General features: G+C 56.9%; 15 protein-coding genes and 3 pseudogenes. 8 read left to right on the top strand and 10 right to left on the bottom strand.

Translation table 11 applies throughout. The features are described 5' to 3' along the window. Positions 1-82: 82 nt before the first annotated feature. Both HA45_RS10715 and HA45_RS10710 read right to left on the bottom strand, forming a co-directional pair. Entirely contained in the window at positions 83-1108 is a 1026-nt protein-coding gene (locus HA45_RS10715; protein WP_100700035.1) for a dipeptidase, read from the bottom strand. Positions 1109-1186: 78 nt separating this feature from the next. After that, positions 1187-2119 (bottom strand): ABC transporter substrate-binding protein, encoded by a 933-nt coding sequence (locus HA45_RS10710; RefSeq protein WP_100700034.1) that lies wholly within the window; start codon positions 2117-2119, stop codon positions 1187-1189. 264 nt (positions 2120-2383) lie between these two features. Between HA45_RS10710 and leuA the strand changes: the two genes are divergently transcribed. Further along, complete coding sequence (gene leuA / locus HA45_RS10705) at positions 2384-4069, top strand: 2-isopropylmalate synthase (RefSeq protein WP_100700033.1); 1686 nt, start codon at positions 2384-2386, stop codon at positions 4067-4069. Here the strand turns inward: leuA and HA45_RS10700 are convergent. Then, entirely contained in the window at positions 4020-4802 is a 783-nt protein-coding gene (locus tag HA45_RS10700) for an AraC family transcriptional regulator (protein ID WP_100700032.1), read from the bottom strand. The genes leuA and HA45_RS10700 overlap by 50 nt on opposite strands. Further along, positions 4803-5666: an NAD(P)-dependent oxidoreductase gene (locus HA45_RS10695; RefSeq protein WP_100700031.1), complete on the bottom strand. Its 864-nt coding sequence runs from the start codon at positions 5664-5666 to the stop codon at positions 4803-4805. An 861-nt stretch (positions 5667-6527) separates the two neighbouring features. Here HA45_RS10695 and pqqU point away from each other — a divergent pair. Continuing rightward, positions 6528-8650 (top strand): annotated as a pseudogene (gene pqqU, locus HA45_RS10690) (TonB-dependent receptor PqqU). Positions 8651-8754: 104 nt separating this feature from the next. Here the strand turns inward: pqqU and HA45_RS10685 are convergent. The 3 genes from HA45_RS10685 to HA45_RS10675 form a co-directional block, all read right to left on the bottom strand. Further along, positions 8755-9315 (bottom strand): isochorismatase family protein, encoded by a 561-nt coding sequence (locus tag HA45_RS10685; RefSeq protein WP_100700030.1) that lies wholly within the window; start codon positions 9313-9315, stop codon positions 8755-8757. 17 nt (positions 9316-9332) lie between these two features. Next, on the bottom strand, positions 9333-9758 hold the full coding sequence (locus tag HA45_RS10680; protein ID WP_100700029.1) for a MarR family winged helix-turn-helix transcriptional regulator: 426 nt from the start codon (positions 9756-9758) through the stop codon (positions 9333-9335). Between the two features lie 88 nt (positions 9759-9846). Beyond that, on the bottom strand, positions 9847-10392 hold the full coding sequence (locus HA45_RS10675; protein WP_100700028.1) for a helix-turn-helix domain-containing protein: 546 nt from the start codon (positions 10390-10392) through the stop codon (positions 9847-9849). 97 nt (positions 10393-10489) lie between these two features. Between HA45_RS10675 and HA45_RS10670 the strand changes: the two genes are divergently transcribed. The 4 genes and pseudogenes from HA45_RS10670 (at position 10490) to HA45_RS10655 (ending at position 18505) form a co-directional block, all read left to right on the top strand. Continuing rightward, complete coding sequence (locus HA45_RS10670) at positions 10490-11668, top strand: benzoate/H(+) symporter BenE family transporter (protein WP_100700027.1); 1179 nt, start codon at positions 10490-10492, stop codon at positions 11666-11668. A 153-nt stretch (positions 11669-11821) separates the two neighbouring features. Next, positions 11822-13165 (top strand): SrfA family protein, encoded by a 1344-nt coding sequence (locus HA45_RS10665; RefSeq protein WP_100700026.1) that lies wholly within the window; start codon positions 11822-11824, stop codon positions 13163-13165. 2 nt (positions 13166-13167) lie between these two features. After that, positions 13168-16139, top strand: a pseudogene (locus tag HA45_RS10660) (virulence factor SrfB). After that, positions 16136-18505: a virulence factor SrfC family protein gene (locus tag HA45_RS10655; RefSeq protein WP_100700024.1), complete on the top strand. Its 2370-nt coding sequence runs from the start codon at positions 16136-16138 to the stop codon at positions 18503-18505. The pseudogene HA45_RS10660 and the gene HA45_RS10655 overlap by 4 nt, the downstream one beginning before the upstream one ends. On the opposite strand, the gene HA45_RS10650 is transcribed toward HA45_RS10655, so the two are convergent. From HA45_RS10650 to HA45_RS10640, 3 genes are all read right to left on the bottom strand, one after another. After that, positions 18494-18772 (bottom strand): barstar family protein, encoded by a 279-nt coding sequence (locus HA45_RS10650; protein WP_100700023.1) that lies wholly within the window; start codon positions 18770-18772, stop codon positions 18494-18496. The two genes, HA45_RS10655 and HA45_RS10650, sit on opposite strands and share 12 nt — an antisense overlap. 2 nt (positions 18773-18774) lie before the next feature. Beyond that, a complete protein-coding gene (locus tag HA45_RS10645) occupies positions 18775-19209 on the bottom strand; it encodes a ribonuclease domain-containing protein (RefSeq protein ID WP_100700022.1) in 435 nt (144 codons plus the stop codon). An 88-nt stretch (positions 19210-19297) separates the two neighbouring features. Next, positions 19298-19645, bottom strand: a complete 348-nt coding sequence (locus HA45_RS10640; RefSeq protein ID WP_100700021.1) for a helix-turn-helix domain-containing protein — start codon at positions 19643-19645, stop codon at positions 19298-19300. A 307-nt stretch (positions 19646-19952) separates the two neighbouring features. Between HA45_RS10640 and HA45_RS10635 the strand changes: the two genes are divergently transcribed. After that, positions 19953-21107: an efflux RND transporter periplasmic adaptor subunit gene (locus HA45_RS10635; RefSeq protein ID WP_100700020.1), complete on the top strand. Its 1155-nt coding sequence runs from the start codon at positions 19953-19955 to the stop codon at positions 21105-21107. 18 nt (positions 21108-21125) lie between these two features. After that, a pseudogene (oqxB, locus tag HA45_RS10630) lies at positions 21126-24277 on the top strand (multidrug efflux RND transporter permease subunit OqxB). Positions 24278-24313 lie beyond the last annotated feature (36 nt).

Here is a 24313-nt window from a genome sequence, read left to right as displayed (position 1 = left end):
ATCGCTGGCGACACGCACGACGCGGGCTGATGTTGCGCCAATGTAGCGGCCATATCAACCCTGATTAGGTAAGGGAATTGTGCTAATCCTGCCAAATCTGTTGCAGGACACGCTGCCAGTTACCCCAGGCAAACTGCTCGATCATGGCTTGATCATAGTCGAGCGATGCAAGCAGCGTATAAAGATGCGGCAGCCCTGAAACATCTTTCAACGCATCGGGCACGCTGATGCCGTCAAAATCTGAACCAAATGCTACGTTTTCTGGCCCCATTATTTCAACTAAATGATCCAGATGTTTAACAATTTCGATCAATGGCGTGTCAGTATCGCGCTTGCCATCCGGCCGTAAGAAAGCGTTACCAAAATTAATACCGACCACACCGCCGCTATCGCGAATGGCACGCAGTTGATCGTCGGTAAGATTGCGCGGCTGGGCGCAACGCGCGTGTGCGTTAGAGTGGCTGGCCACCAGCGGCGCGTTGGAGAGCCGAGCGGTATCCCAAAACGCTTTTTCATTCATATGCGACACGTCAATCATCATGCGATGGCGATTGGCGGCAGCGATCAGCTGCTCTCCTGCGGCGGTCAGACCTGGCCCGGTGTCCGGCGAATGCGGGAATGCACCGTTCACCCCTTCGCCAAATCGGTTAGGTAAGTTCCAGAAAGGCCCGATACTGCGCACGCCGGCCTGATAAAAGGCATGCAGATCTTCGCCCTCAGCATCAAATCCATCCGCCCCTTCGATATGCGCCACCATCGCCAGCACGCCATCATGCCGACAGGCGGCGATCTCCGCGGCGGTCAGACATAAACGCGCGCGCCCATCGGACTGAACCACCAGCGTTTTCAGGATATCGAGTTGCTGCCAAAGAATATCCAGCGGCTGCCATTGTTCGTTTGCACGCTGTGGCGCAACCTCATTGATATAGCGCTGCGGCGGGACAAACAGCGCAAATAACCCACCGGCAAAACCGCCCTGCTGCATACGTGGAAAATCCAGATGCCCTTTCTCAATACCAGAAAAAAAGGCGTCAGCGGGATCTTCACGATGATGCAGCCACAGGTTGAGCAGCAGATCGTTATGGCCATCGAAGGTTTTAAATAACATAGGGATCACACAGCGAGACAACAGGGGCACTATGCTACTCGCGCCCTGCTGAATCGCCAAACAAAGGGGCACAAAGCGTTAGTTCTGCGCAACCTTTAAGCCATGGTAAAAGGTGGGTTTGACGTCAAGATGCTGCTTGATCAGGCCATATTTCTGATAAAAATCGGCAGTGTCCTGCTGCTGCGCAATGGTGGCGTCATCGATGGCCTGCCAATGCGACTGGCGGCGTGCAAAGGACTTCGCCGCTGCTTCTTTGGGAAAACCGATAATTTTCGCCAGCGTGGTGGAGTACTCATCGACATGGCCGTTGGCCCAGCGATCTGCCGCCGCCAGACGATTCACGTAATCCTGCAGCGCCGCGCGTTTAGCCTCGTTATTGATGGCCGCATCGGTGGCCGCGAGGAAGCTGTTACCGCTGGAGAGACCGACGCCATTGATCAACACGCGTCCAGTATGCGTGACTTCCGCCAGCGCGGTATAAGGATCCCACGTTGACCAGGCATCCACTGAACCGTTGGCTAATGCGATGCGCGCATCAGCGGGCGTCAGGAAGCGAAAGTTGACGTCTTTATCCGTTAAACCGGCCTTTTCCAGTGCTTTCAGCGCTTCAAAATGGCCGATTGAGCCACGTCCGGTGGCGATGTTTTTTCCTTTCAGATCCGCCACGTTTTTGATTGTCGAGTCAGGGCTCACTAAAACCGCTAAGCCTTCGGGAACCGATTTACTCACCGCCACCGCTTTCACCTGCGAACCGGCCGCCAGCGAGAACAGCAGCGGCGCATCACCGATAATCCCCGCATCGACGGCTCCCGCATTCAGCGCTTCCGCCAGCGGTGCCGCCGCCGGGAACTCCGCCCATTCGATTTTGTAGTTGAGGTTGTTTAACTGCTGAGCCGCTTCCATCTCGGCGTGCATATTGCCTTTCTGATCGGCAATGCGCAGCGTGACAGTTTCCGCGGCAACGGCGCCACTGTTTAGCAACACTAAAAGGGCTAAAGCTGTTCTTTTCATTCTATTTTCTCTTCTGGCGCAAAGTCCCAGACTACCTTGTCGCAATGAAAGTGCAGATGCCGATTTCGTCTGAGGAATATCATCCTGCGCATAAGCAGAATGAATCCTTTGAGGGGTGAGTGCCCACGAAAAACGGCACTTACCCGCCTGGGTTGTGGCAACCTCACAACGAAATGTCAGTTACGCAACGCGGGTTGTCAGTTATGCGTGAGCAGCGTGCGTCGATGTGGTCCAGACTGAATGCAGACCCATAAGGAGAACCTCATGCTGAACCACCCTGCTGAAAAATACCGTCCCTACCCGGTGATTGATTTGCCCGACCGTCAGTGGCCTTCGCGCCAGCTCACTCAGGCACCGCGCTGGTTGTCCACCGACCTGCGCGACGGCAATCAGGCGCTGGCTACGCCCATGGACAGCGCACGCAAGCTGGAATTCTGGCAGTTGTTGCTGCGCTGCGGCTTCAAAGAAATCGAAGTCGCATTTCCCGCCGCCTCGCAAACCGATTTCGACTTTGTGCGCCTGCTGATTGAGCAGAACCATATTCCTTCGGACGTCGCGATTCAGGTGCTGACGCAAGCGCGCAGCGATCTGATCGATCGCACCTTTGAAGCGTTACGCGGTGCCCCACAAGCCATCGTGCATATGTATAACGCGACCGCGCCGCTGTTCCGTGAACGGGTGTTCCGCCAGAGCAAAGCAGAGATCATCGAACTGGCTTGCGCCGGTGCCCGCCAGATCCGCGCCCGTTGTGAAGCTCAACCGGATACTGCATGGACCTTCCAGTATTCACCCGAGACGTTCTGCTTTACCGAGCCGGAATTTGCGCTGGAAATATGTGAAGCGGTGGCCGCGATCTGGCAACCTGGCCCGCAAAGACCGATGATCATCAACCTGCCCGCCACGGTGGAAGTGAATACGCCAAACGTCTATGCCGATCAGATTGAATTTTTCTGTCGTCATTTCAGCCAGCGTGCGCAAGTAGCGATTTGCGTACATCCGCATAACGATCGTGGGACCGGCGTGGCCTGCGCCGAACTGGCGATACTGGCTGGAGCCGATCGCGTTGAGGGGTGTTTATTTGGCAACGGAGAGCGTACCGGAAATGTCGATATCGTGACGCTGGCGCTTAATCTCTACACGCAGGGTGTGGCACCGCAACTCGATTTCAGCGATATCCAGCAGGTGCTGGAGGTGGTGACGCGTTGTAACCAGCTACCGGTTCATCCGCGCCATCCGTATGCCGGAGAACTGGTATTTACCGCCTTCTCAGGTTCACATCAGGATGCGATTCGCAAAGGCTTTGCCGAGCGCAGCGAACGTCAGGAGTCGATCTGGCAAATGCCTTATTTGCCGCTCGATCCGCTGGATATCGGTTGCAGCTATGAAGCGGTAATCCGCGTGAATAGCCAGTCCGGTAAAGGCGGTGCCGCCTGGCTGCTGGAGCAAAATCACGGGCTGCAGTTACCTCGCGGATTGCAGCAGGATTTCAGCCGTATTGTGCAGCAGCAAACCGATGCTCACGGCCAGGAGATGACGCATCACGCCCTGTGGCAGCTGTTCTGCCAGCATTACGGCTTAGCGCAGCCTTCGCGTCGCTTACTGGAGGCGGAGAGCCACAGTGATGAGAAAGGTGAAACGCGTTTCAAAGCGCGGGTGCAGGATGGCGGACAACAGTTAACGCTGGAGGCTAAAGGCAATGGACTGCTGTCGGCAGCGGTGGCGGCATTGCGCCAGCGCTATGATCTTGGGATCAGTATTGAGGATTATCACGAGCACACGCTGGGTAAGCGCAGTGACAGCCGCTCAGTTACTTACATCAGCTGCATCAATGCGCGGGGTGAACGAGCCTGGGGCGTAGGCATTGATAATGATGTGGCGCGCGCCTCGTTACAGGCGCTGCTCAACGCAGCCCACGCTTTTCTGCCACAGGAAAGTAGTTTGCCGGTGTAACGCCAAGTACGCGGCGAAACATCGCACTGAAGGCGCTCGGGCTGTCATAACCCAGTTCGAGCGCCACCGCTAACACCGTTTCGCCCTGCGCCAGACGCGCTAGCGCGACACTGAGGCGCGCACGACGCACCCAGTCGCTAAACTGTAAGCCGGTTTCGCGACTGAAATGGCGCGCCAGCGTGCGTTCAGCAACACAGAGTTGGCTGGCCGCTCTGGCTAATGTCCAGTTTTCGCCCGGTCGCTGGTGGATCTGCTGACACAGTGCACGTAGTCGTTCTCCTTCCGGCCACTGCAACCCAAAGGGCAGCACATCCATGACGCGAATTTCATCCAGAATTAACTCATAGATGCGCTCTGCACGACTTCCGGATCCGTATTGTTCCGGTAGCGTCAATGCGCTGACGATCAGCTCACGCAGCAACGGTGAAATTTGCACCACCTGACAACTGGCAGGCAGATCGGCTCGCGCCAGCGGATCGACAAACAGCGTGCGTGCCGCTACCGATCCCACAATATGCAGCGCGTGCTCGGTACCCGCTGGTAACCACACGCCACGGCTCGGTGGCACAATCCAACTGCCCTGCTGCGTTTCGACTTTCACCACGCCGCTTAGGGTGTGGATCAGCTGCGCGCAAGAGTGATAGTGCCACGGCTCAGCATCGCCATGCGCATAATCGTGCGCATAAGGCACCAGCGGACGATGGGTGAAATCGACGTTGAGCCGCTGGCTCATTTAGCGTTTCAGGTACTGATAAACCGCCGCCAGATCCTGCTCGCCGTAACCGGCATCGACTGCTTGCTGCCAGACATCAACGATATTCTCCAGCGCGGGCAGCTTGCTGTCGCCGGCGGCATCCAGCGCCAGTTTGGCATCTTTCAATGCCCACACCAGATGCATCTGCGGGGTGAAGTCTCCGCTGGCAATCATTCCCAGCTTCATTTTGGCGTAAGGCACTGCCAGCGGACCGCCATCCAGCACTTTCCACAGATCGTCGGTAGTAAAACCAAACTGCTCTGCCAAACGCGTGCTCTCGGCGAGGCTCTGCATCAGGCCAATCAGCCAGCTGTTGACTACCAGCTTCATACGCGAGCTGGCGCCCGCTTCACCCAGCCACTGCGTGCCTTTACCAATCGCGGCAAACACCTGCTCTGCCGCCTGCGCTTTGCTTTGATCGCCGCTGGCCATGACCAGAATTTGTGCATTCTCGGCAGGCGCTTTGGTACCGGAAACCGGCGCATCAATAAACACGATATCCGGGCGTGAGCGTTGTAGATCGGCAATCAGCGCATCGGTGGCCTCTACGCCAATGGTGCCCATCTGGCAGACGGTCGCGCCCTGCTTCAATGTGCTGCTCGCTTCGGTCAAAGTCTGACGCGTGGTGTCGCCATCAGACAGCATGGCGATCACTACGTCCGCGCCTTCCACGGCCTGCGCTGCGCTGTCGCTGAGGTGCAATCCGGCACTCAGCAGATCCTCACCTTTGGCGCGCGTGCGGTTCCAACCGCGCACCACAAAGCCTTTCTTCAGCAGATTGGCGGCAAACGCGTGCCCCATTGCGCCCAAACCTAATACCGCCACGACAGGTTGCTGACTCATATTCACTCCCTTTTGTGCTTGCAGACAAAACCGCCAGACTGACAGAAATTCGTGCTGACAGCCAGCCGGTTCCTCAACAGTCTCACGATAAGGGTTTGATTTTTTCACTGCGATGCGCAGCAGTTTGCAGCAGGAACAAAATCCTTCGAGCTATGCCAAGGATTGGTTTTGGTTTTGTTTGAGATTAAGCAATTACTATCCATGTACTTTTTTAAACAGGTGTGAAATATGAAAATATTAATTATTTCTACGAGCTTATTGCTCACCGCGTGCAGTGGGCCCTTTGGTACGGAGTGGTATCCAATGCCCACACCAACTGACATTTGCCCATCAGGCAGATCGTCAAACGGACCCTGCAGATAACACAGTTCCAACAATGCATCACAACGTATACCTATCATCCTGCTATGTGCTTATTTGAGATTTCAATTCGATATCTGAGAGAGGCATTTAGCCATGAGCACCCGTCACCGCAATCTCACTCCAAATAAAGCACTCACTTTTGGTAGCTATAATTCAATAAATAAATCGACCAAAATTTTCATAATTAAAACAATGACAATCTCAAACCCCCGCTTTCAATTCAAATGTCATGAATTTATCTGAATATGGGGGCGACCGGGACTCGGTAGTGTCAGTAAAAAGGGTGTGGATGAGCATCCATTGTGATGAGAGGTTTACTCTATAAATCAATTGTTAAATGAGCCCCCCATCCTTGCCCACCTCTATGCGTGGCTTTGTCATATCATTTATTATTAACAACAACTTAAAAAGTCATTCCATTAACTGAAAAAACTATTAACATATGCGCGATTAATGTTCCCATTGGTTCATTCCACGTCTTTTATACGGTCTTTCATAATGAAAATAGATTTACTGCGACAGGCACCGTTGCTGATGCTGCCTGCATTATTCCCCCTGCAGTTGATGGCGGCGGATAATGGCAGCAACACCATGGTGGTCAGTGCCGCGCCGGCGGGATCGGGTTTATCCGTATTGGATACACCGGCAGCGGTGAGTGTGGTGTCTGGCGAGGATATGCGCCATGCGGCGCCACGCGTTAACCTCTCTGAAAATCTCGCTAGCGTGCCGGGATTGCAGATCCAGAACCGTCAGAACTATGCGCAGGATTTACAAGTTTCGGTGCGCGGCTTTGGTTCACGTTCGACCTTCGGCCTGCGCGGTATTCGCCTGTACGTTGACGGCATCCCTGCCACCATGCCGGATGGTCAGGGCCAGACCTCTAACATTGATATTGGCTCAATAGACCATATCGAAGTACTGCGCGGCCCGTTTTCCGCGCTGTACGGTAACTCTTCAGGCGGCGTGATTAACGTTGAAACGCAAACCGGTAAGCAGCCTACTACGCTAGAAGCCAGCAGCTGGTACGGCAGTTTTGGCAGCTGGCGCAACAGTGTTAAAGCCAGCGGAGCCACCGGTGATGGCACGCACGCCGGTGACGTGAATTACACCGTTTCAGCCTCGCGTTTCACCACCCACGGCTATCGCGATCACAGCTCGGCACAGAAGAATCTCGGCAATGCCAAACTTGGCGTACGCATTGATGATGCCAGCACGTTGACGTTGCTGTTCAACAGCGTGCACGTGGATGCACAGGATCCGGGCGGTTTGACCGAGTCGCAGTGGAAAGACAATCCGCGTCAGGTTGCCAGCAATGTTTCGCTCTACAACGCGCGTAAAACCGTGGATCAGACACAAGCCGGATTGCACTATCTGCGCCAGATGAGTGAGAACGACGATCTTAGCGTGATGATGTACGCCGGTGAGCGTGAAACCACACAGTATCAATCGATTCCTAAAGCAACACAGCAGGCGGCGGGCTATCCTGGCGGCGTGATTTCGCTGACGCGCCATTATCAGGGTATTGATACGCGCTGGACGCATCGCGACACCGTATTTACCCTTCCTGTTACCCTGACCGCCGGTCTCGACTATGAAACCATGACCGAAAAGCGCAAAGGCTATCAGAACTTCACCACCAGCAACGGCGTGACGGATTACGGTGTTCAAGGCGATATGCGCCGCAATGAACGCAACCTGATGTGGAACCTCGATCCATATCTGCAAACCGCCTGGCAGTTTACCGATAAGTGGTCACTGGATGCCGGTGTGCGTCTCAGTACGGTGAATTTCGACTCCAACGATTATTACGTCACTTCATCAGATCCTGATGACAGCGGCAATCGTCGTTATCACCGCTGGCTGCCAGCCGCCTCACTGAAATATGCGATTGATAACAGCTGGAATGCCTATGTTTCTGCGGGACGTGGTTTCGAAACGCCGACGCTGAATGAGCTGTCGTATCGTGCCGCGGATCAGGCTGGTCTCAACCTCAACCTGAAACCGGCCACCAGCGATACTGTGGAACTTGGCACGAAGAAGCGTATCGGTAACGGTTTGATTACGGCTTCCGTGTTCCAGACTGAGACTAAAACGAGATCGTCTCTGACAGCAGCTATGAAGGCCGCACCAGCTATAAAAATGCCGGTGAAACCCGTCGTCGGGGCCTGGAGTTAGGACTGGATCAGCAGCTCGGTTATGACTGGCAACTGAAAGCCGCATGGACGCTGCTCGACGCACGTTATCGTTCCAACGCCTGCGGTACTGAAAGCTGTGATGGCAACCGTATTCCGGGCATTGCACGCAATATGGCCTATGCCGGATTGGCGTATGCACCGGAACAAGGCTGGTATGCCGGCGGTGATGTGCGTTATATGAGCGATATCGCGGCTGACGATGAAAACGATGTCAAAGCGCCGTCTTATACCGTTTTCGGCCTGAATTCAGGCTATAAGTGGCTGGTGCAGAACTGGACGCTGGATCTGTTTAGCCGCGTAGACAACCTGTTTGACCGCAACTACGTAGGCTCGGTGATCGTTAACGAGAGCAACGGACGCTACTACGAACCGGCACCAGGACGTAACTACAGCGTAGGTTTAACGGTGAGTTATGCGTTTCAATAACTAACCGATCCCCGTTATTAAAAAGCCCTGCAATGCTATGCGTTGCAGGGCTTTTTTTTAATGCCGTTCCGGGAATGCGGGCGCACTTAATCTGCGCGAGGCAGTCAGAGTGACTTCAGCAGTTCCAACACGTCGGTGGTTGAACCGGTTTCACCGAGACGTGGGAAGATACGCTCCACGCTGTTTTGGTGAGTATCCGCATTCAGGCAGGTCATCGCATCGGTGGCCAACGTGACGTTGTAACCTAATTCATAAGCCTGACGCGCCGTGGCTTCTACGCCAATGCTGGTCGCGATGCCACAAATGACCACTTGGGTCACGCCGCGCTGTTGCAGCTGTTGATGTAAATCCGTGTTGTAAAAACCGCCCCAGGTCTTTTTGGTCACGGCGATCTCATCCGCCTGCAGCGCCATTTCCGGCAGCAGCACCGCCCAATCATCAGGCAGTTCACCACTGTGACGCGCCTGTTCATTACGACCCGGTGCGCCACCGGCGACATTCACTTTCACCACCGGCAACTGTTTGCCATGGAACGCGTCAACCAGCTGTGCGCAACGCGCAATCACGGTTTCCGCTGCCAGCGGTGTGACAGGCAGGCGTACAATGCCGTGCTGCAGATCGATGACAATCAGCGCGGTTTTCGTGTCTAACGTCGTTAAAGCCATGTTGATTCCTCTCAGGATTATTGGTCGGCAATACGTTGCAGTAAGGGAAGAGCGGCCAGCAGGATGTCCTGTTCGGTTGGATTGAGCGTAGTGGCGATACTGTTCAACAACCAGTCATCGCGCTGCGCACGGTTCGCGGCAATCATCTTCAGGCAACTTTCTGTGGGTTGATAACGCGTTTTGCGGCCATCCAGGGGATCGTTTTCACCCTGCACCCATCCCCGATCCTGCAAACTGGCCACCGTCGCACCCATCGACTGACTGCGCACCCCTTCCAGTATCGCCAGCTCGGTCACCGTCATCGCGCCGTCACGCACCAGATAGCCCAACACCGAAACCTGAGGCCAGGTAAGATCGCCCGGTGGAGCCGATTCACGTAGACGACGCGCCAGTTTGCCATTGATGCTGCGCAAGGTCGCCGCCGCGCTATTCAGGTCGCTCATGGCACCCTCTCCTTACTGATGAAGCGCGAGTATATAAATACGAAGGCAAACTGTGTAGTTTACCTTCGTATCAATTTGTAATTAGCGCTTATGGCCGTTTGATGTAATGAATCAAACTGTGAAAACGCAACGGTGTGCTGAGAGGATTACGATAACTGTGCGGGGTATCGGCAGCAAACTGGCTGGCTTCGCCGGCTTGTAATCGGCGCCAGGTGCTTTCCACGCAAAGCAGCAGTTCGCCTTCCAGTACCACGACCTGCTCGATCACGCCATTCTCATGCGCTGATGAATCACTTTGTGCACCGCCCGCCAGGGTGACTTCGAGCAGATCAAAGCGCAGTTGCGCATCATAAGGCAGCAGCGGTTTCACCTGCATTTGCGCATTGGGTTGGCTGAAGGTCGCAGCGAGGCCCGGCGGTTGTTCGCTGCCCTGCACAAAGAAGGAGAAAGGCACATTGAAACCGGTGGCGATTTTCCACAGCGTCGCCACCGTCGGACTCGATTCTCCGCGCTCGATTTGACCCAGCATGGCTTTGCTGACACCGGTGCGATCTGCCGCCAGCGTCAGGCTCCAGCCGTTCGCCTGGCGCAGTTGTTTCAACGCCAGACTCAAATGTTGATGCAGATTTTCCATGATATCTCCCGGCAAATTCGCGCGCAGTGTAGCACTTGTGCGTTATAACACACTCGTGCAATAGTGTGCGTTATAACGCACAGCAGGATGTAATCCGATGATGTCCGCCACTTCACGCAACGCTTTCTCCTTTCCGATGCTGGTTTCCGGCTTTATTGCCGTGCTGGTCGGTTACAGCAGCACTGCCGCCTTAATTTTTCAGGCGGCACAGGCTGCCGGTGCCTCACCCGAGCAGATCGGCGGCTGGCTGTCGATGCTGGGGATCGGCATGGGCCTGGCCTCTTTTGGTCTTTCCGTCTGGACACGAATGCCGATTCTGGCCGCCTGGTCAACACCGGGGGCGGCACTGCTGGCCACCAGCGTGCAGGGTTTGACCTTAAATGAAGTGGTTGGCGTTTTTGTCGCCACCAATGCGCTAATCGTGTTGAGTGGCGTGACCGGACTGTTTGCCCGCTTGATGAACCACATTCCGCAGTCGCTGGCGGCGGCCATGCTGGCGGGGATTTTACTGCGTTTTGGCATTGGCACGTTTACCGGCTTGCAGGGCAACTTCGCCCTGTGCGGCAGTATGTGTCTGGTGTGGCTGTTGAGCCGCCGCTGGTTGCCACGCTATGCCATTATCCTTGCGCTGATCGCGGGCGTATTGGTCGCCGTCGGCCAGCAGGCGATTCACTTCCCGCCACACGCTTTGACGCTAAGTTTGCCTGAGTTCATCATGCCGCAGTTCAATCTGGCGGCGTTGATTGGCGTGGGCTTACCCTACTTCCTTGTCACCATGGCATCGCAAAATGCACCGGGGATCGCCACACTGCAGGCGCACGGCTATCAGCCGCCCGTTTCAGCCCTTACCGGCTGGACCGGCTTTATCGCCCTGGTGCTATCACCCTTTGGGGGGTTCTCCGTGTGTATCGCCGCCATTACCGCCGCCATTTGCATGGGTGATGATGTCGATGCCGATCCTAAACGTCGCTGGATGGCCTCGGCGATAGCCGGCATCTTCTATTTACTCACCGGATTTACCGGTGCGCTGATTGCTATCCTGCTCAGTGCCCTGCCGCCGGTACTGATCGCCACCCTGGCGGGTTTGGCTTTGCTGGCAACCCTTTCTGGCAGTCTGCAACGCGCGCTGGTTGAACCCGAGCATCGTGACAGCGCCATTATCGCGTTCCTGATCACCGCCAGCGGGGTTTCACTGCTGGGAATTGGTTCTGCTTTTTGGGGATTAATCGGCGGCATGATCACCCATCTGGTGCTCAGCCAACGCCCTCGCGCTTAAAATTTCAGCAACTCTCCCTCGCACGCGGGAAAAACGCCCTGTTTTTCCCCCTTTATCCGCCGTTTGATTGCCCGACATTTGGCTTAAGATCACTACCATCGCCATCAACACACACTGTTCTGCTTCAGGCAACCACCGATAAGGGCCCTACGAGTGGCAAAAACTTTTCTGCGCAGCGGCAATCTGGATACGGTTCTGGCATTGGGTGAAAACGGCCAGCCGGTCTGGGCTTCTGCCCTGCAAATCCGTGAAACACTGCGCCTGCGCCGCCAAACCACCCTGGCCAACTGTCTCGCCATTCCACAAACCAACGAGCGCGGTGACCGCCTCGACTGGTACGCGCCCTTCAACGGCAAAGTGAAATCCTGGCGCGGCGCCAGCGATCACGAGCGAGAAAAAGCGCTGGAATTACTGACGCTGAATCAGCAGGATCTTCAGGCCGCCAGCCTGCGTGCGCGCGACGCGGAGAATCCGGCAATGCGCCTATTCGGTGCCTTACTGAGCAAAACGCTGCAGTTCCCGGATCAGCAATATGTTTACCTGGTCGATGGTAAACCGGTGATCACTTTCTGGGGGTTTGTTGATCCACAAGCGCGCTCGCGTGATGACGCGCTGGCCTGCCTGCGCGACAGCCTGGAAGAGGATTTACCGCCGTTGCTGCCTGAGCCCGTTACCGCAGTTGTGGTGGCACCGGTGATCGCACCGTTGATTGAAATCCCAGCCGCTGCCGCCACACCGGTACAGGAAGAGACGGTTGACATCGTTCCCCCTGAGCCAGAAATACCACCGCCAGCGCCCGAACCTGAACCCCTGCCGGTGACAGCACCGGTCAAACGCCCTTCCGCACTGCGTCCGCTGGTCTTGTTGCTACCGGTTGCTGCCGTGGCTGCGGCTGGCGTGGCGTTCTGGCTACACAGCGCATCGCCTGAAGCGGCGGCGCCAGCCCAGGTTGCTGAAATTCCCGCCCCGGTGTTTACCCCGCCCGCGGTAGTGGCAAAAGCACAAAAACTGGCGGCTACGCTGCCACAGAAAACCGCCACGGTCACCGCATCTCCTGAGCCTGCCGCGCCACCTGCGCCGCCTGAGGTGATTGCTGAACACACCGAACCGGCTAAAGCCGACGATCTGGTGATGACCACCGAAGATGCCCGCGTCGGATCGGTGAAATTTATTAACGGCACCTGGCGCGTGGTACTGCGTCAGACTAACCTGCCAACCGGTAAGCCGCCGAGCCTGCGTTATCAGCTGCGTAACGGCAAAGGCATCGCCACCATTACCCAGGGCGATAACATTCGCTGTAAAGCCGATGTCACCGCCGCCATGACGGTCGAAGGAACCATGGTGGTACGCAGCCGCTATACTGCGACCTGCAGCGACAAATCGCGCTACCGCATGCCGGAATTAGTGTGTAAAGCCGGTGATGGTATCGCCAGTTGCACTGCGCAGTACGGCGCAGATCAGGTCTTCCCGTTGACGATTAAGCGTGAGAGTAAGTAAACATGTTGGCTCCCCTCATCGATGACAAACAAAAAATCACGCTGATTGAAGATAGCGGTGTGCAGTTTCTTGATTTTGGCTTGCGTTTGCCTGCCTTGCAGGCACGCCGTCAGTTCGTCAGACAAACCGCCAACGGCCCGCTGCTGCGGCTCAACGTTGACGGCAACAGTGGCAAGTTCCTGCTTTATCCCGAGGATGGTGGCGCGGCGGAAGTGGTGCGTCCTGAGTCGGATATCGCGCTGGCCGATTCCTTAATGCTGCTGGAACAACAGTGGCTGCCGCTGCCGGTGCTGCGTTGCACCAGCGGCCGACGTTTATTGGCGGCCCAGATAACTGGGCACGTCTGCACTTAGCGGCGCTCGACCAGCCGGATGCCACGGGTAATACCCATCGCATCACGCTGGCATTTGATACCCGCCTCGTGCCAGAACAGGACGGCGGCGAGCAGCACGGTCTGAGCAAAGCCGATGCGCAGAATGGCGTGAGTTTTGCCCTTGCCTGGCACAACTATGAGCTGGGCGAGTTCCTGGATCACACCTGGGTGGATGGCTGGCTGCGCGAAACCTTTAGCCAGCAGGTCAATGCGCTGGAGTCACGTCGCGAGCAAGAGCTGAATCAGGCGCTGCGGGAATTTGAATACCAGGCGCACTATCTCAATCTGCTGGAGCTGCTGGGCGAACAGCTGGATCTGGCGGAAATCTATATTCAGGCCACGTCGCTGCAAACCCCGGCGGTGAATGTCGATATTATTCTCGACGTTGGCAACTCGCACACCTGCGGCATTTTGGTGGAAGACCATGCCGAAGAGAGCAGCGGCCTGCGTCAGACCTATGAATTGCAACTGCGCGATCTCTCCCAGCCTCATCAGGTTTACAACGAGCTGTTTGATAGCCGTCTCGAATTCGCTGAGACCCGTTTTGGTAAGGCCAACTTCTCGCTGGAGAGCGGCCGCGAAAACGCCTTTATGTGGCCATCCTTAACACGCGTCGGTCGTGAAGCCAGCCGCCTCGCACTGCAACGTGCCGGGACCGAAGGCAGCACCGGCCTCTCCAGCCCACGTCGTTATCTGTGGGATGAAGCACGCTATCAGCCAGGCTGGCGCTTCAACGCCCATGGCAGCAGTGACGAACCACAGGCGACGGCACTGCCATTCACGTTACTGCTGAATGATGAAGGCCAACCGTTGCACGCGCTGGCAGAAGACGATCGCTTGCCGGTGTTTTCCGCCAGCTACAGCCGCAGTTCGCTGATGACCTTCATGCTGTGCGAGCTGCTGGCGCAGGCGATGATGCAGATGAACAGCGTGGCCCAGCGTCAGCGCATGCCGCAGAGCCAGGCACCGCGCCAGCTGCGTCATGTGATCCTCACGCTGCCCTCCGCGATGCCAAAACCGGAGCGCGAGATTTTCCGTCGTCGCATGCAAGAAGCCATCGCGTTGGTGTGGAAAGCCGAAGGCTGGCATCCGGCGGAAGACGATTTCAGCTTGCAGAGCCAGTCAAAAAGCCTGCGTCCGGTGCCGGATGTGCAGATGGAGTGGGACGAAGCCACCTGCGGCCAAATGGTGTGGCTGTTCAACGAAACCCAGGTGAACTTTGCCGGGCGTGCGGAAGACTTCTTTAGCAGCATGGCGCGTCCCGATCGTCCGCGTGAAGCCGACGAAGTGCCGGGCAAAAGCCTGCGTATCGCCTCGATTGATATTGGCGGCGGCACCACCGATCTGGCCATCACCCAATATCGCCTTGATGACGGCCAGGGCAACAACGTCAAGATCACCCCACGCCTGTTGTTCCGTGAAGGCTTTAAAGTGGCGGGCGACGATATTCTGCTGGATGTGATCCAGTTGTGGATCCTGCCTGCGCTGCAGCAGAGTCTGCAAAAAGCCGGCCTGACGCTGGCCGAACCGCTGATGAACAAGTTGTTTGGTCACGACAGCCGCATGGACGGACAGGCCACGCTGCGCCAGCAAGTCACCTTACAGCTGTTTATTCCGCTGGCGCAGGCGGTGCTGGAGCGTTACGAAAACTGGGATCCGCTCGACAGCCACAGTGAAATCAATGCGCTGTTCGGCGAGCTGGTGCCGCAAAAACCCGCCAGCAGCGTGCTGGCATTTGTGAACGGTGAGATTCAGCGCACGTTAGGCAGTGACAGCCGCTTCGATCTACTGGATGTCCCGTTGGTGGTGAGCATGGCGCAGTTGCACGGTGAATTCCTGCAGCATCGCATGGCGATCATCCCGGCCTTGCGCGCCATGTGTGAAGTGGTGTCGCTGTATCAGTGCGACGTGCTGCTGTTGACGGGCCGCCCTTCACGCTTCCCTGGCATTCAGGCGCTGGTGCGTCATCTGCAACCTTTGCCAGGCAGCCGTATTTTGTCGCTGGAAGGCTATCACACCAGCGACTGGTATCCGTTTAACAAACAGGGCCGCATTGATAACCCGAAATCCACCGCCGCCGTGGGCGCGATGCTGTGTCTGCTGGCGCTGGATCTGCGTCTCAGCAGCTTCTGGTTCCGCGCCGGTGATTTCGAGCCTTACTCCACCATTCGCTATCTGGGTGTGCTGGATGAGAACGCCACGCTGAGTGATGAGAATCTGTGTTACAGCGAGATCGATCTCGACAGCGGTGATTTCGCGCTGGATCGCAAAAGTAGCTTCCGTATTCGCGGTAACGTCTGTCTCGGCTTCCGTCAGTTGGACAACGACCGCTGGCCTGCCTCGCCGCTGTATAGCCTGAGCATTACCGACCCACAGCTGGCGCGAAAAGTCGCTGGCGAGAGCGTATTGCGCATTAAGCTGGCGGTTCAGCCGGGCCCGGATAACTTCGGTCCCGAGCGTTTGGTGCTGAGCGATGCGCGCATGGATGACGGCACGCGTGTGCCGCTGGATCAACTGAGTCTGAAACTGAATACGCTGTCTGCGACGGGCAATGCCAACGCGCAGTATTGGATTGACAGCGGGAGCGTCTGCAAACGATGAGAACTGCCAAGAGAGCCACCTCTGTTACGCCCGCCAAACGTCTGAGCCTGATGCAGGAGACGCTGGACGGGGCACTGAACTGGATCGATACCCATCAAGCCCATGCTCCGCGTCTGGCGATGGAAGCCGATACGCTGCAGCTGCAACTGCGTCGCGCCCGCGTGGAAAGCCATGCGCTGGCGCGCCAGTTAGCGCGCCCCGTGACCCTGGCACTATTTGGTCAATCGCAGGCGGGCAAAGCCTGGCTGCTGAGCGAAATGGTCGGGGATGCGCAAGGTCAGCTGATCGCCCGCCTTGGCGATAAAGTGGTTAACTACTTCCAGAACATTAACCCTGGCAATCTTGATTTCGCGATTGCCACGCGCTTCAGTCATCAGCGCGAGGCGCAATCCAGTGCCTGGCCGCTGGAGATGACCTTACTCAGCGATGTCGAGCTGGTACGGCTGGCATTGGCGTGCGCGAAAACCGAAGAGCAACCGGATACCGCAGTGATCGATGCCGCGCTGCAGCGTTTGCAGCGCCATCGCCAGGACGAGCCGGAACCCGGCCTCGACAGCGATGCTCTGATCACTTTGTGGGCCTGGAGCCGCCGTCAGCATCGTCACGCGGAGGTGCTGGATCGCCACTTCTGGCCGCAGGCGATCGCACTGGCGCCATGGCTGAACGTCGATGATCGCGTGCAACTGTTTGCCCTGCTGTGGCCGAATCAGGTCGCGCTAAACGAACAGCTGCGCAATCTGCTGCATCTGCGCCACCAGCTGCGTCAGGCACCGCGCCTGCTGGCCCCGCTCAGCTTGCTCACTGACGATGCTTCCTTGCCGGCGGAAAAGCTGATCGGCAGCGATGCCGATTGGCAGGAGATGATTGAAGTCTGCCCGATCGTCGCCAATCGCGTCGGTAAGCCGCAGCCGGTGCCGCTGGGTTTACTGGCGCTGCTGACGCTGGAAATCACCATCCCGCTGAGTTCCACTCCCCGTCAGGCGCTGTACGATGAAGCCGACATGCTGGAGTTACCTGCGCCGGGTCAGCCGTCCGATCAGGGACAGCAAGAGGAACTGGCACAACTACGCAAGCGTGATGCGCTGCGAGCCACACTGTTGGATCAGAAACGCGCGCTGCTGCCGGGTTTATACGCTGCGCGTCAGGGCATCGATCTGATGCTGATTTGTACCGCAGCCAGCCAGCGTCAGGATACCGACATCGCGGTTAACGCACTGCGCGAATGGCATATCCATCAAACCGTAGCGGCCAGCGGCGAGAAACCGCGCCTGATTTGGGCGATTACCCCGCACGATGCGCGCTATCAGCAACAGCAGATCAATGTTGATGAAGCGGTACAGCGCCAGATTGGTCAGCCGGGGCAGAGCTGGGGATCGATGCTGGCATTGGATCGCGCTGGCGTGGATCGTATGGGCAGCTGGTTGCAGGATGAAATGCAGCCGGAGGCGCGACGTGACCGCCTGGCTCAGCAGCTCAGCACCTTACAGCAGAAGCTGGTGGAGCGGTTGCAGCCGTGGACCGAATCGAGCGCGACGCCAGAACAAGCCGCGCGCAAACAGGCCATATCCGATACGCTGCTGAAATGTTTACAGCATCGCACCGGCTTACACGGCGAATTGCTGGAGCGTTTGCAGCCTTCGCGTGAAGCAGTGCGTCAGCTGTGGCTGAGCCAAAGCAGCGCTAACCTGTCCCAGCACAGCGCCAAAACGGCGGCTGCCGATCAAAGCTATTTCGGCATCGGTTTTGAGTTTGACCTGTTCAAAGACGAGCCGGTAGCGCCAGCGGAACCGCGCAGCAGTGGTCAGCGCGATCAACAGTTCCCGCAGCAGGTGTTTGCGCTGTGGCTGGAACATCTGCGCCAGCTGCCGGAAAGCCGCAGTTTGCTGGTGCTGCTTAACGTCGATAAACCCACCATGGAGTTGCTGGTAGAAGAGCTGATTACCGCCAGTTTCCGCCTCAAGGTGCTGAGCAAACTGCAAAGCGCGCTTAATGAGCCGGATGCCCAAGCCAGCGCACATGAAGCGCGTACCGATCGTCAGGTGTCCCGTGCGATGACGGTGTTGGGCGATTTTGTCGCCTGGCTAGGTTTCTTACAGCGCCCGGAAAGCGAGCGCCCGGAGAGTCGGGTTAATCGCGGACAAACCATCTTCGCGCGTCCACCTGCGCCGAGCGTGAGCTTCTCGTCAGGCCAGCGGCTGACGCGCCTCTCCGCCGCTCCGGCCAATCACACCGCCTACTACATTTACGACTGGCTGGTGGGCTTGAATTCGGTGATCGTGGAAAACAACGGTTATACCGGCGGGGGTGATTTACCGGCTAACGCCCGTCAGATGCTGACCATTCTGCTGTTACCGTTACACGCCTAATTCGCGTATCAGGCGCAGCTCGCCTTGCAGCTGCTGCGCCGCTTCTTCTAACAACGCCAGCACTGGCGCAAACTCCGCCTGTTCGCTGGCGCTTTCCGCATGCCTGAGATGGATCGTGGCGGGCAGTATCATACCGCCGGTCAGCCAGTCCCACAGCGCATCCAGATTGCAGCCAAACTCACCGCTACAGCCGCTTTGCGCCACAAACTCACGGTAAAATGCCTGGCGATCGGCCAGCTGCTGGAAATCAAAAGAGAGCGTCAACATGGTTAGTTCACCTGTTTGAAGCTGCGATAGTGATCGGTGGTGAGAAAAATCAGGCCATCAGAAGAGTAAAGCAGACGATCGGCATCGCGGTGGCCGCAGTCGTAATTCACATCGGCTTCATACCACTGCCTTCCTTGTTGCATTGGCAGGCGCTGCTCACGATTGCTAAAACGATCGCCACCAATCGCCCGGCCCGGCAATACGTTACACAAATCGCCTTTGCTCGGGTTCCAGCCCTGACGACGCGCTTCACCTTTGGTGAGATATAAATCGGGGAGTTTATGATGCTGCTGCAGCCAGCGAGCGACGGTGTTGGCCTCGGTGAGTTGCGCAATGTCGTCATTATGTGCAGCAGTTTTACCGCCTGAATGCGGTTTCAGCCCGGCCCATGTTGCAGCCAGCGCGAGTATTAATCCAATCCAGAGTTTCTTTGACATAGTGACATCCTGAGAGGCAGGACGCCGATAATAGCAGTTTTATCGCGGAGAAAAACGCGGGCCAGCATGGCTGGCCCTGGCGGAGGTGTTACTGCATCGCGCTGGCGGCAGGAACGGCATGTCGACGCCATGCACCTGGCGCAACACCGAACTGGCGTTTAAAGCTGCGATTGAACGACTGCTGCGAATCAAATCCCAGTGAGATCGCCACATTGAGGATCGGTTCGTTGGTGGTTGTCAGACGGTCCGCCGATTTTTTCAACTTCTTATTACGGATGTACTCACCCAGCGGATAGCCGGTGTGCTCTTTGAACATACGTTGCAGGTGCCATTTCGAGTAACCGGCGCGCCCTGCTACGGTGTCCAGATCCAGACGTGCTTCAATGTTGTTATCAATCCAGTCGATCAGATCGTGAATAAATGCGTCGCTCATCATCCCATTCTCTCCCGTCGCCTTAACGAACAGTATCAGTATCAGTATCAGTATCAGTTGCAATTACACTTTAAGGGTGACTGACTATGACATTTAATGCAAGTTTTATTATTGCATTAAATGCCGCACTCGCCGTAGGGGTTTTGCCCCTCTGAAACGAATTGATCAAAACAGCACATAAAGTGTATCAGATATTCTTGCAGATGCGGTTTGCAGAAGCCTACACTCATCGCGTTTTAATGCAATCTTAAAAGTTGCAGATTTTTCGTACATGTCCTTTCTTTTTTCACACCAAAGCGGAATAACAACAATGCATCTGCAAACATATGGGGTTCGTCGGGCGGTAAGCCTGTCAGGAGTGATGTTGCTGGGAAGCCTGCTGGCCGGTTGCGATCGAGGTGTGGCGCAAAACGCTCCCCCGCCCCCACCCGAAGTGAGTGTCGCGCAGGTGGTTGAACAAAAAGTCAGCCAGTGGGATAGCTTCAATGGTCGCTTTGAAGCGGTGCAGAGTGTGCAACTGCGCCCCCGCGTTTCTGGCTACATCGATCAGGTTAACTATCGTGAAGGCGATGACGTGAAAAAGGGTCAGGTGCTGTTCACCATTGATGACCGCACCTATCGCGCCACCTTAGAGCAGGCACAAGCCGAACTCGCCACGGCGCGCAGTCAGGCTTCGCTGGCACGCAGTGAATCGGCGCGTACCGATAAACTGATTGGCACTAATGTGGTGTCACGTGAAGAGTGGGAACAGCGTCGTTCTGCCGCCAGCCAGGCGCAGGCCAACGTGCTCTCCGCGCAGGCCGCTGTGGATATGGCGCAGTTGAACCTCGACTTTACCCGCGTCACCGCACCGATTGATGGACGCGCCAGCCGCGCGATGATCACCACCGGTAACCTGGTGACCGCCGGCGACAGTGCCAGCGTGCTCACCACGCTGGTGTCGCAGGATCGTATGTATGTCTATTTCGATGTCGATGAAGCCACCTATCTGCAGTATCAGGGGATGGCGCGTCAGGGCCAAAATCGGGGTTCGCTGCCGGTGGAAATCGCACTAACCGGTGAACAAGGTTATCCGCATCACGGCACCGTCGATTTCCTCGATAACCAACTCACCGCCAGCACCGGCACCATTCGCATGCGCGCCTCGCTGGAGAATCATGAACGTCAATTTACACCCGGTCTGTTTGCTCGCGTGCGTCTGCCGGGCAGTGCCGCGTTTAACGCGCTGTTAGTGGACGATAAAGCAGTGCTGACCGATCAGGATCGTAAATACGTCTATGTGGTCGATGCGCAGGGTAAAGCCGAGCGTCGTGATATTCAGGCTGGCGAGTTGGCTGATGGCCTGCGCATTGTGCAATCCGGTTTGAAGCCGGGTGACAAAGTGATCGTCAATGGCCTGCAGAAAGTCTTCATGCCTGGCATGCCGGTGAAAGCTCAGCCGGTGGCAATGCGCTCCGCTCAATAATAATCGAGACTGCCTGTTATGGATTTCTCCCGCTTTTTTATCGACCGACCGATCTTCGCGGCGGTGCTGTCGATTTTGATATTTACTACCGGACTGATCGCCATACCGCTGCTGCCGATCAGTGAATATCCCAATGTGGTGCCACCCAGCGTGCAGGTGCGCGCAGAGTATCCTGGTGCCAACCCCAAAGTGATTGCAGATTCAGTGGCAACGCCGCTGGAAGAGGCGATCAACGGGGTCGAAAACATGATGTACATGAAGTCGGTGGCCGGTTCTGATGGCGTGCTGGTCACCACCGTGACCTTCCGTCCAGGTACCGATCCCGATCAGGCGCAGGTTCAGGTGCAGAACCGTGTGGCACAGGCGGAAGCCCGCTTGCCGGAAGAGGTGCGTCAACTCGGTCTGACCACGCAGAAGATGTCACCGACGCTGACGCTGGTGGTGCACATGTTCTCGCCGAAGGGCAAGTATGACTCACTGTATCTGCGCAACTACGCCACGCTGAAGGTGAAAGATGAGCTGGCTCGCCTGCCGGGCGTCGGTCAGATTCAGATCTTCGGTGCCGGTGAGTACGCCATGCGCGTATGGCTCGATCCCAACAAGGTGGCGTCTCGCGGTATGACGGCCTCGGATGTGGTCAGTGCCATGCAGGAGCAGAACGTGCAGGTGTCTGCCGGCCAGTTAGGCGCAGAGCCGACCAAAAAGGCCAGCGACTTTCTGCTGTCGATTAACACGCAGGGCCGTCTGGAGAGTGAAGAGCAGTTCGGCAATATCATCCTGAAAACCGCCGATGACGGCTCGCTGGTGCGCCTGCGTGACGTGGCACGTATTGAGATGGGTTCCGGCAGCTACGCCCTGCGTTCGCAGTTGAACAACAAAGACGCGGTGGGTATCGGTATCTTCCAGGCACCGGGCGCTAACGCCATCGATCTGTCTAACGCCGTGCGCGACAAGATGGCTGAACTGGCGACTCGTTTCCCGGACGATGTGCAGTGGGCCGCGCCGTACGACCCAACGGTGTTCGTGCGAGACTCGATCCGCGCCGTAGTGCAAACGCTGTTTGAAGCGATTGTGCTGGTGGTGCTGGTGGTGATCCTGTTCCTGCAAACCTGGCGCGCCTCCATCATCCCGTTGCTGGCCGTGCCGGTTTCGGTGGTGGGTACGTTCAGCGTGCTGTATCTGCTCGGCTTCTCACTCAACACCCTGAGTCTATTCGGGCTGGTGTTGGCCATCGGCATCGTGGTGGATGACGCCATCGTGGTGGTCGAGAACGTCGAACGTAATATCGCGATGGGCCTGTCGCCGACGGCGGCAGCGCATCAGGCGATGCGTGAGGTTTCGGGGCCGATTATCGCTATCGCGCTGGTGCTGTGTGCGGTGTTCGTGCCGATGGCGTTCCTGTCGGGCGTGACCGGGCAGTTCTACAAGCAGTTTGCGGTGACGATCGCCATTTCCACGGTGATCTCCGCCATCAACTCACTGACGCTCTCTCCGGCGCTGGCCGCCAAGCTGCTGAAAGCGCACGACGCGCCGAAAGATATGCCGACGCGAGTAATTGATCGCTTGCTCGGCTGGCTGTTCCGTCCGTTCAACCGCTTCTTCCAGCGCAGTTCGGACGGCTACGAGTCGATGGTGGGCAAAACCCTGCGTCGTCGTGGCGCGGTGTTTGGCGTGTATGTGCTGTTACTGGCGGGCGCGGGCTTTATGTTCCACACCGTACCGGGCGGCTTTATCCCCACGCAAGATAAGCTGTACCTGATTGGTGGCGTGAAAATGCCGGAAGGCTCATCACTGGCGCGCACCGATGAAGTGATTCGTAAGATGAGCGAGATCGGCATGAACACCGAAGGCGTGGCGTATTCCGTCGCCTTCCCTGGTCTGAACGCGTTGCAGTTTACCAATACGCCGAATACCGGAACCGTGTTCTTTGGCCTGAAGCCGTTTAACGAGCGTACCCGCAGCGCGGCGGAAATTAACGCCGAGATCAACGCGAAAATTTCCAAAATCCAGCAAGGCTTTGGCTTCTCGATTATGCCACCGCCGATTCTGGGTCTGGGCCAGGGTTCGGGTTACTCGCTGTATGTGCAGGATCGTGCGGGCTTAGGGTACGGTGCACTGCAAACCGCCATCAATACCCTTTCCGGAGCGGTAATGCAGACGCCGGGCATGATGTTCCCGATCTCCTCGTATCAGGCCAACGTGCCGCAGCTGGATGTGCAGGTCGATCGTGATAAAGCTAAGGCACAGGGCGTATCGCTAACCGACCTGTTCAGTACCCTGCAGGTATATCTGGGCTCCTCTTACGTCAACGACTTCAACAAGTTTGGTCGTACCTGGCGTGTGATGGCGCAGGCGGACGGTGATTTCCGTAACAGCGTGCAGGATATTGCTAATCTGCGTACCCGCAACAATCAGGGCGAGATGGTGCCGATTGGCAGTATGGTCAATATCACCACCACCTACGGTCCCGATCCGGTGATTCGCTATAACGGCTATCCGGCGGCGGATCTGATTGGTGATGCCGATCCACGCGTGCTCTCTTCTGCGCAGGCAATGGAGAAGTTGGAAGCGATGTCGGGCCAGGTATTGCCGAATGGCATGAACATCGAATGGACCGACCTGAGCTATCAACAGGCCACGCAAGGCAACACTGCGTTTATCGTCTTCCCGGTCGCCGTGCTGTTGGCGTTCCTGGTGCTGGCGGCGCTGTATGAGAGCTGGACGCTGCCGCTGGCGGTGATCCTGATTGTGCCGATCACCATGCTGTCGGCGTTGGTCGGCGTGTGGCTCACCGGCGGCGATAACAACGTGTTTGTGCAGGTTGGTTTGGTGGTGCTGATGGGGCTGGCGTGTAAGAACGCGATTCTTATCGTCGAGTTCGCCCGCGAGCTGGAGATGCAGGGTAAAGGGATTGTCGAGTCAGCGCTGGAAGCCTGTCGCCTGCGTTTGCGCCCAATTGTGATGACCTCCATCGCCTTTATTGCCGGGACCGTTCCACTGATTCTGGGTGAAGGTGCCGGTGCGGAAGTGCGCGGTGTCACCGGTATTACGGTGTTCTCGGGCATGTTGGGCGTGACGCTGTTTGGTCTGTTCCTGACGCCGGTATTTTACGTGACCTTGCGTAACTGGTGACGCGTAAGCAGCCGGATGCGGAAGTGCAGACGGTGTAACTCTGTTTTGCGATAAAGTGAGGCGGCCGAGGATGG

The sequence above is a fragment of the Pantoea rodasii genome (assembly GCF_002095465.1).
Lineage (GTDB): Bacteria > Pseudomonadota > Gammaproteobacteria > Enterobacterales > Enterobacteriaceae > Pantoea > Pantoea rodasii.
This window is presented reverse-complemented; position numbering and strand designations above follow the sequence as displayed.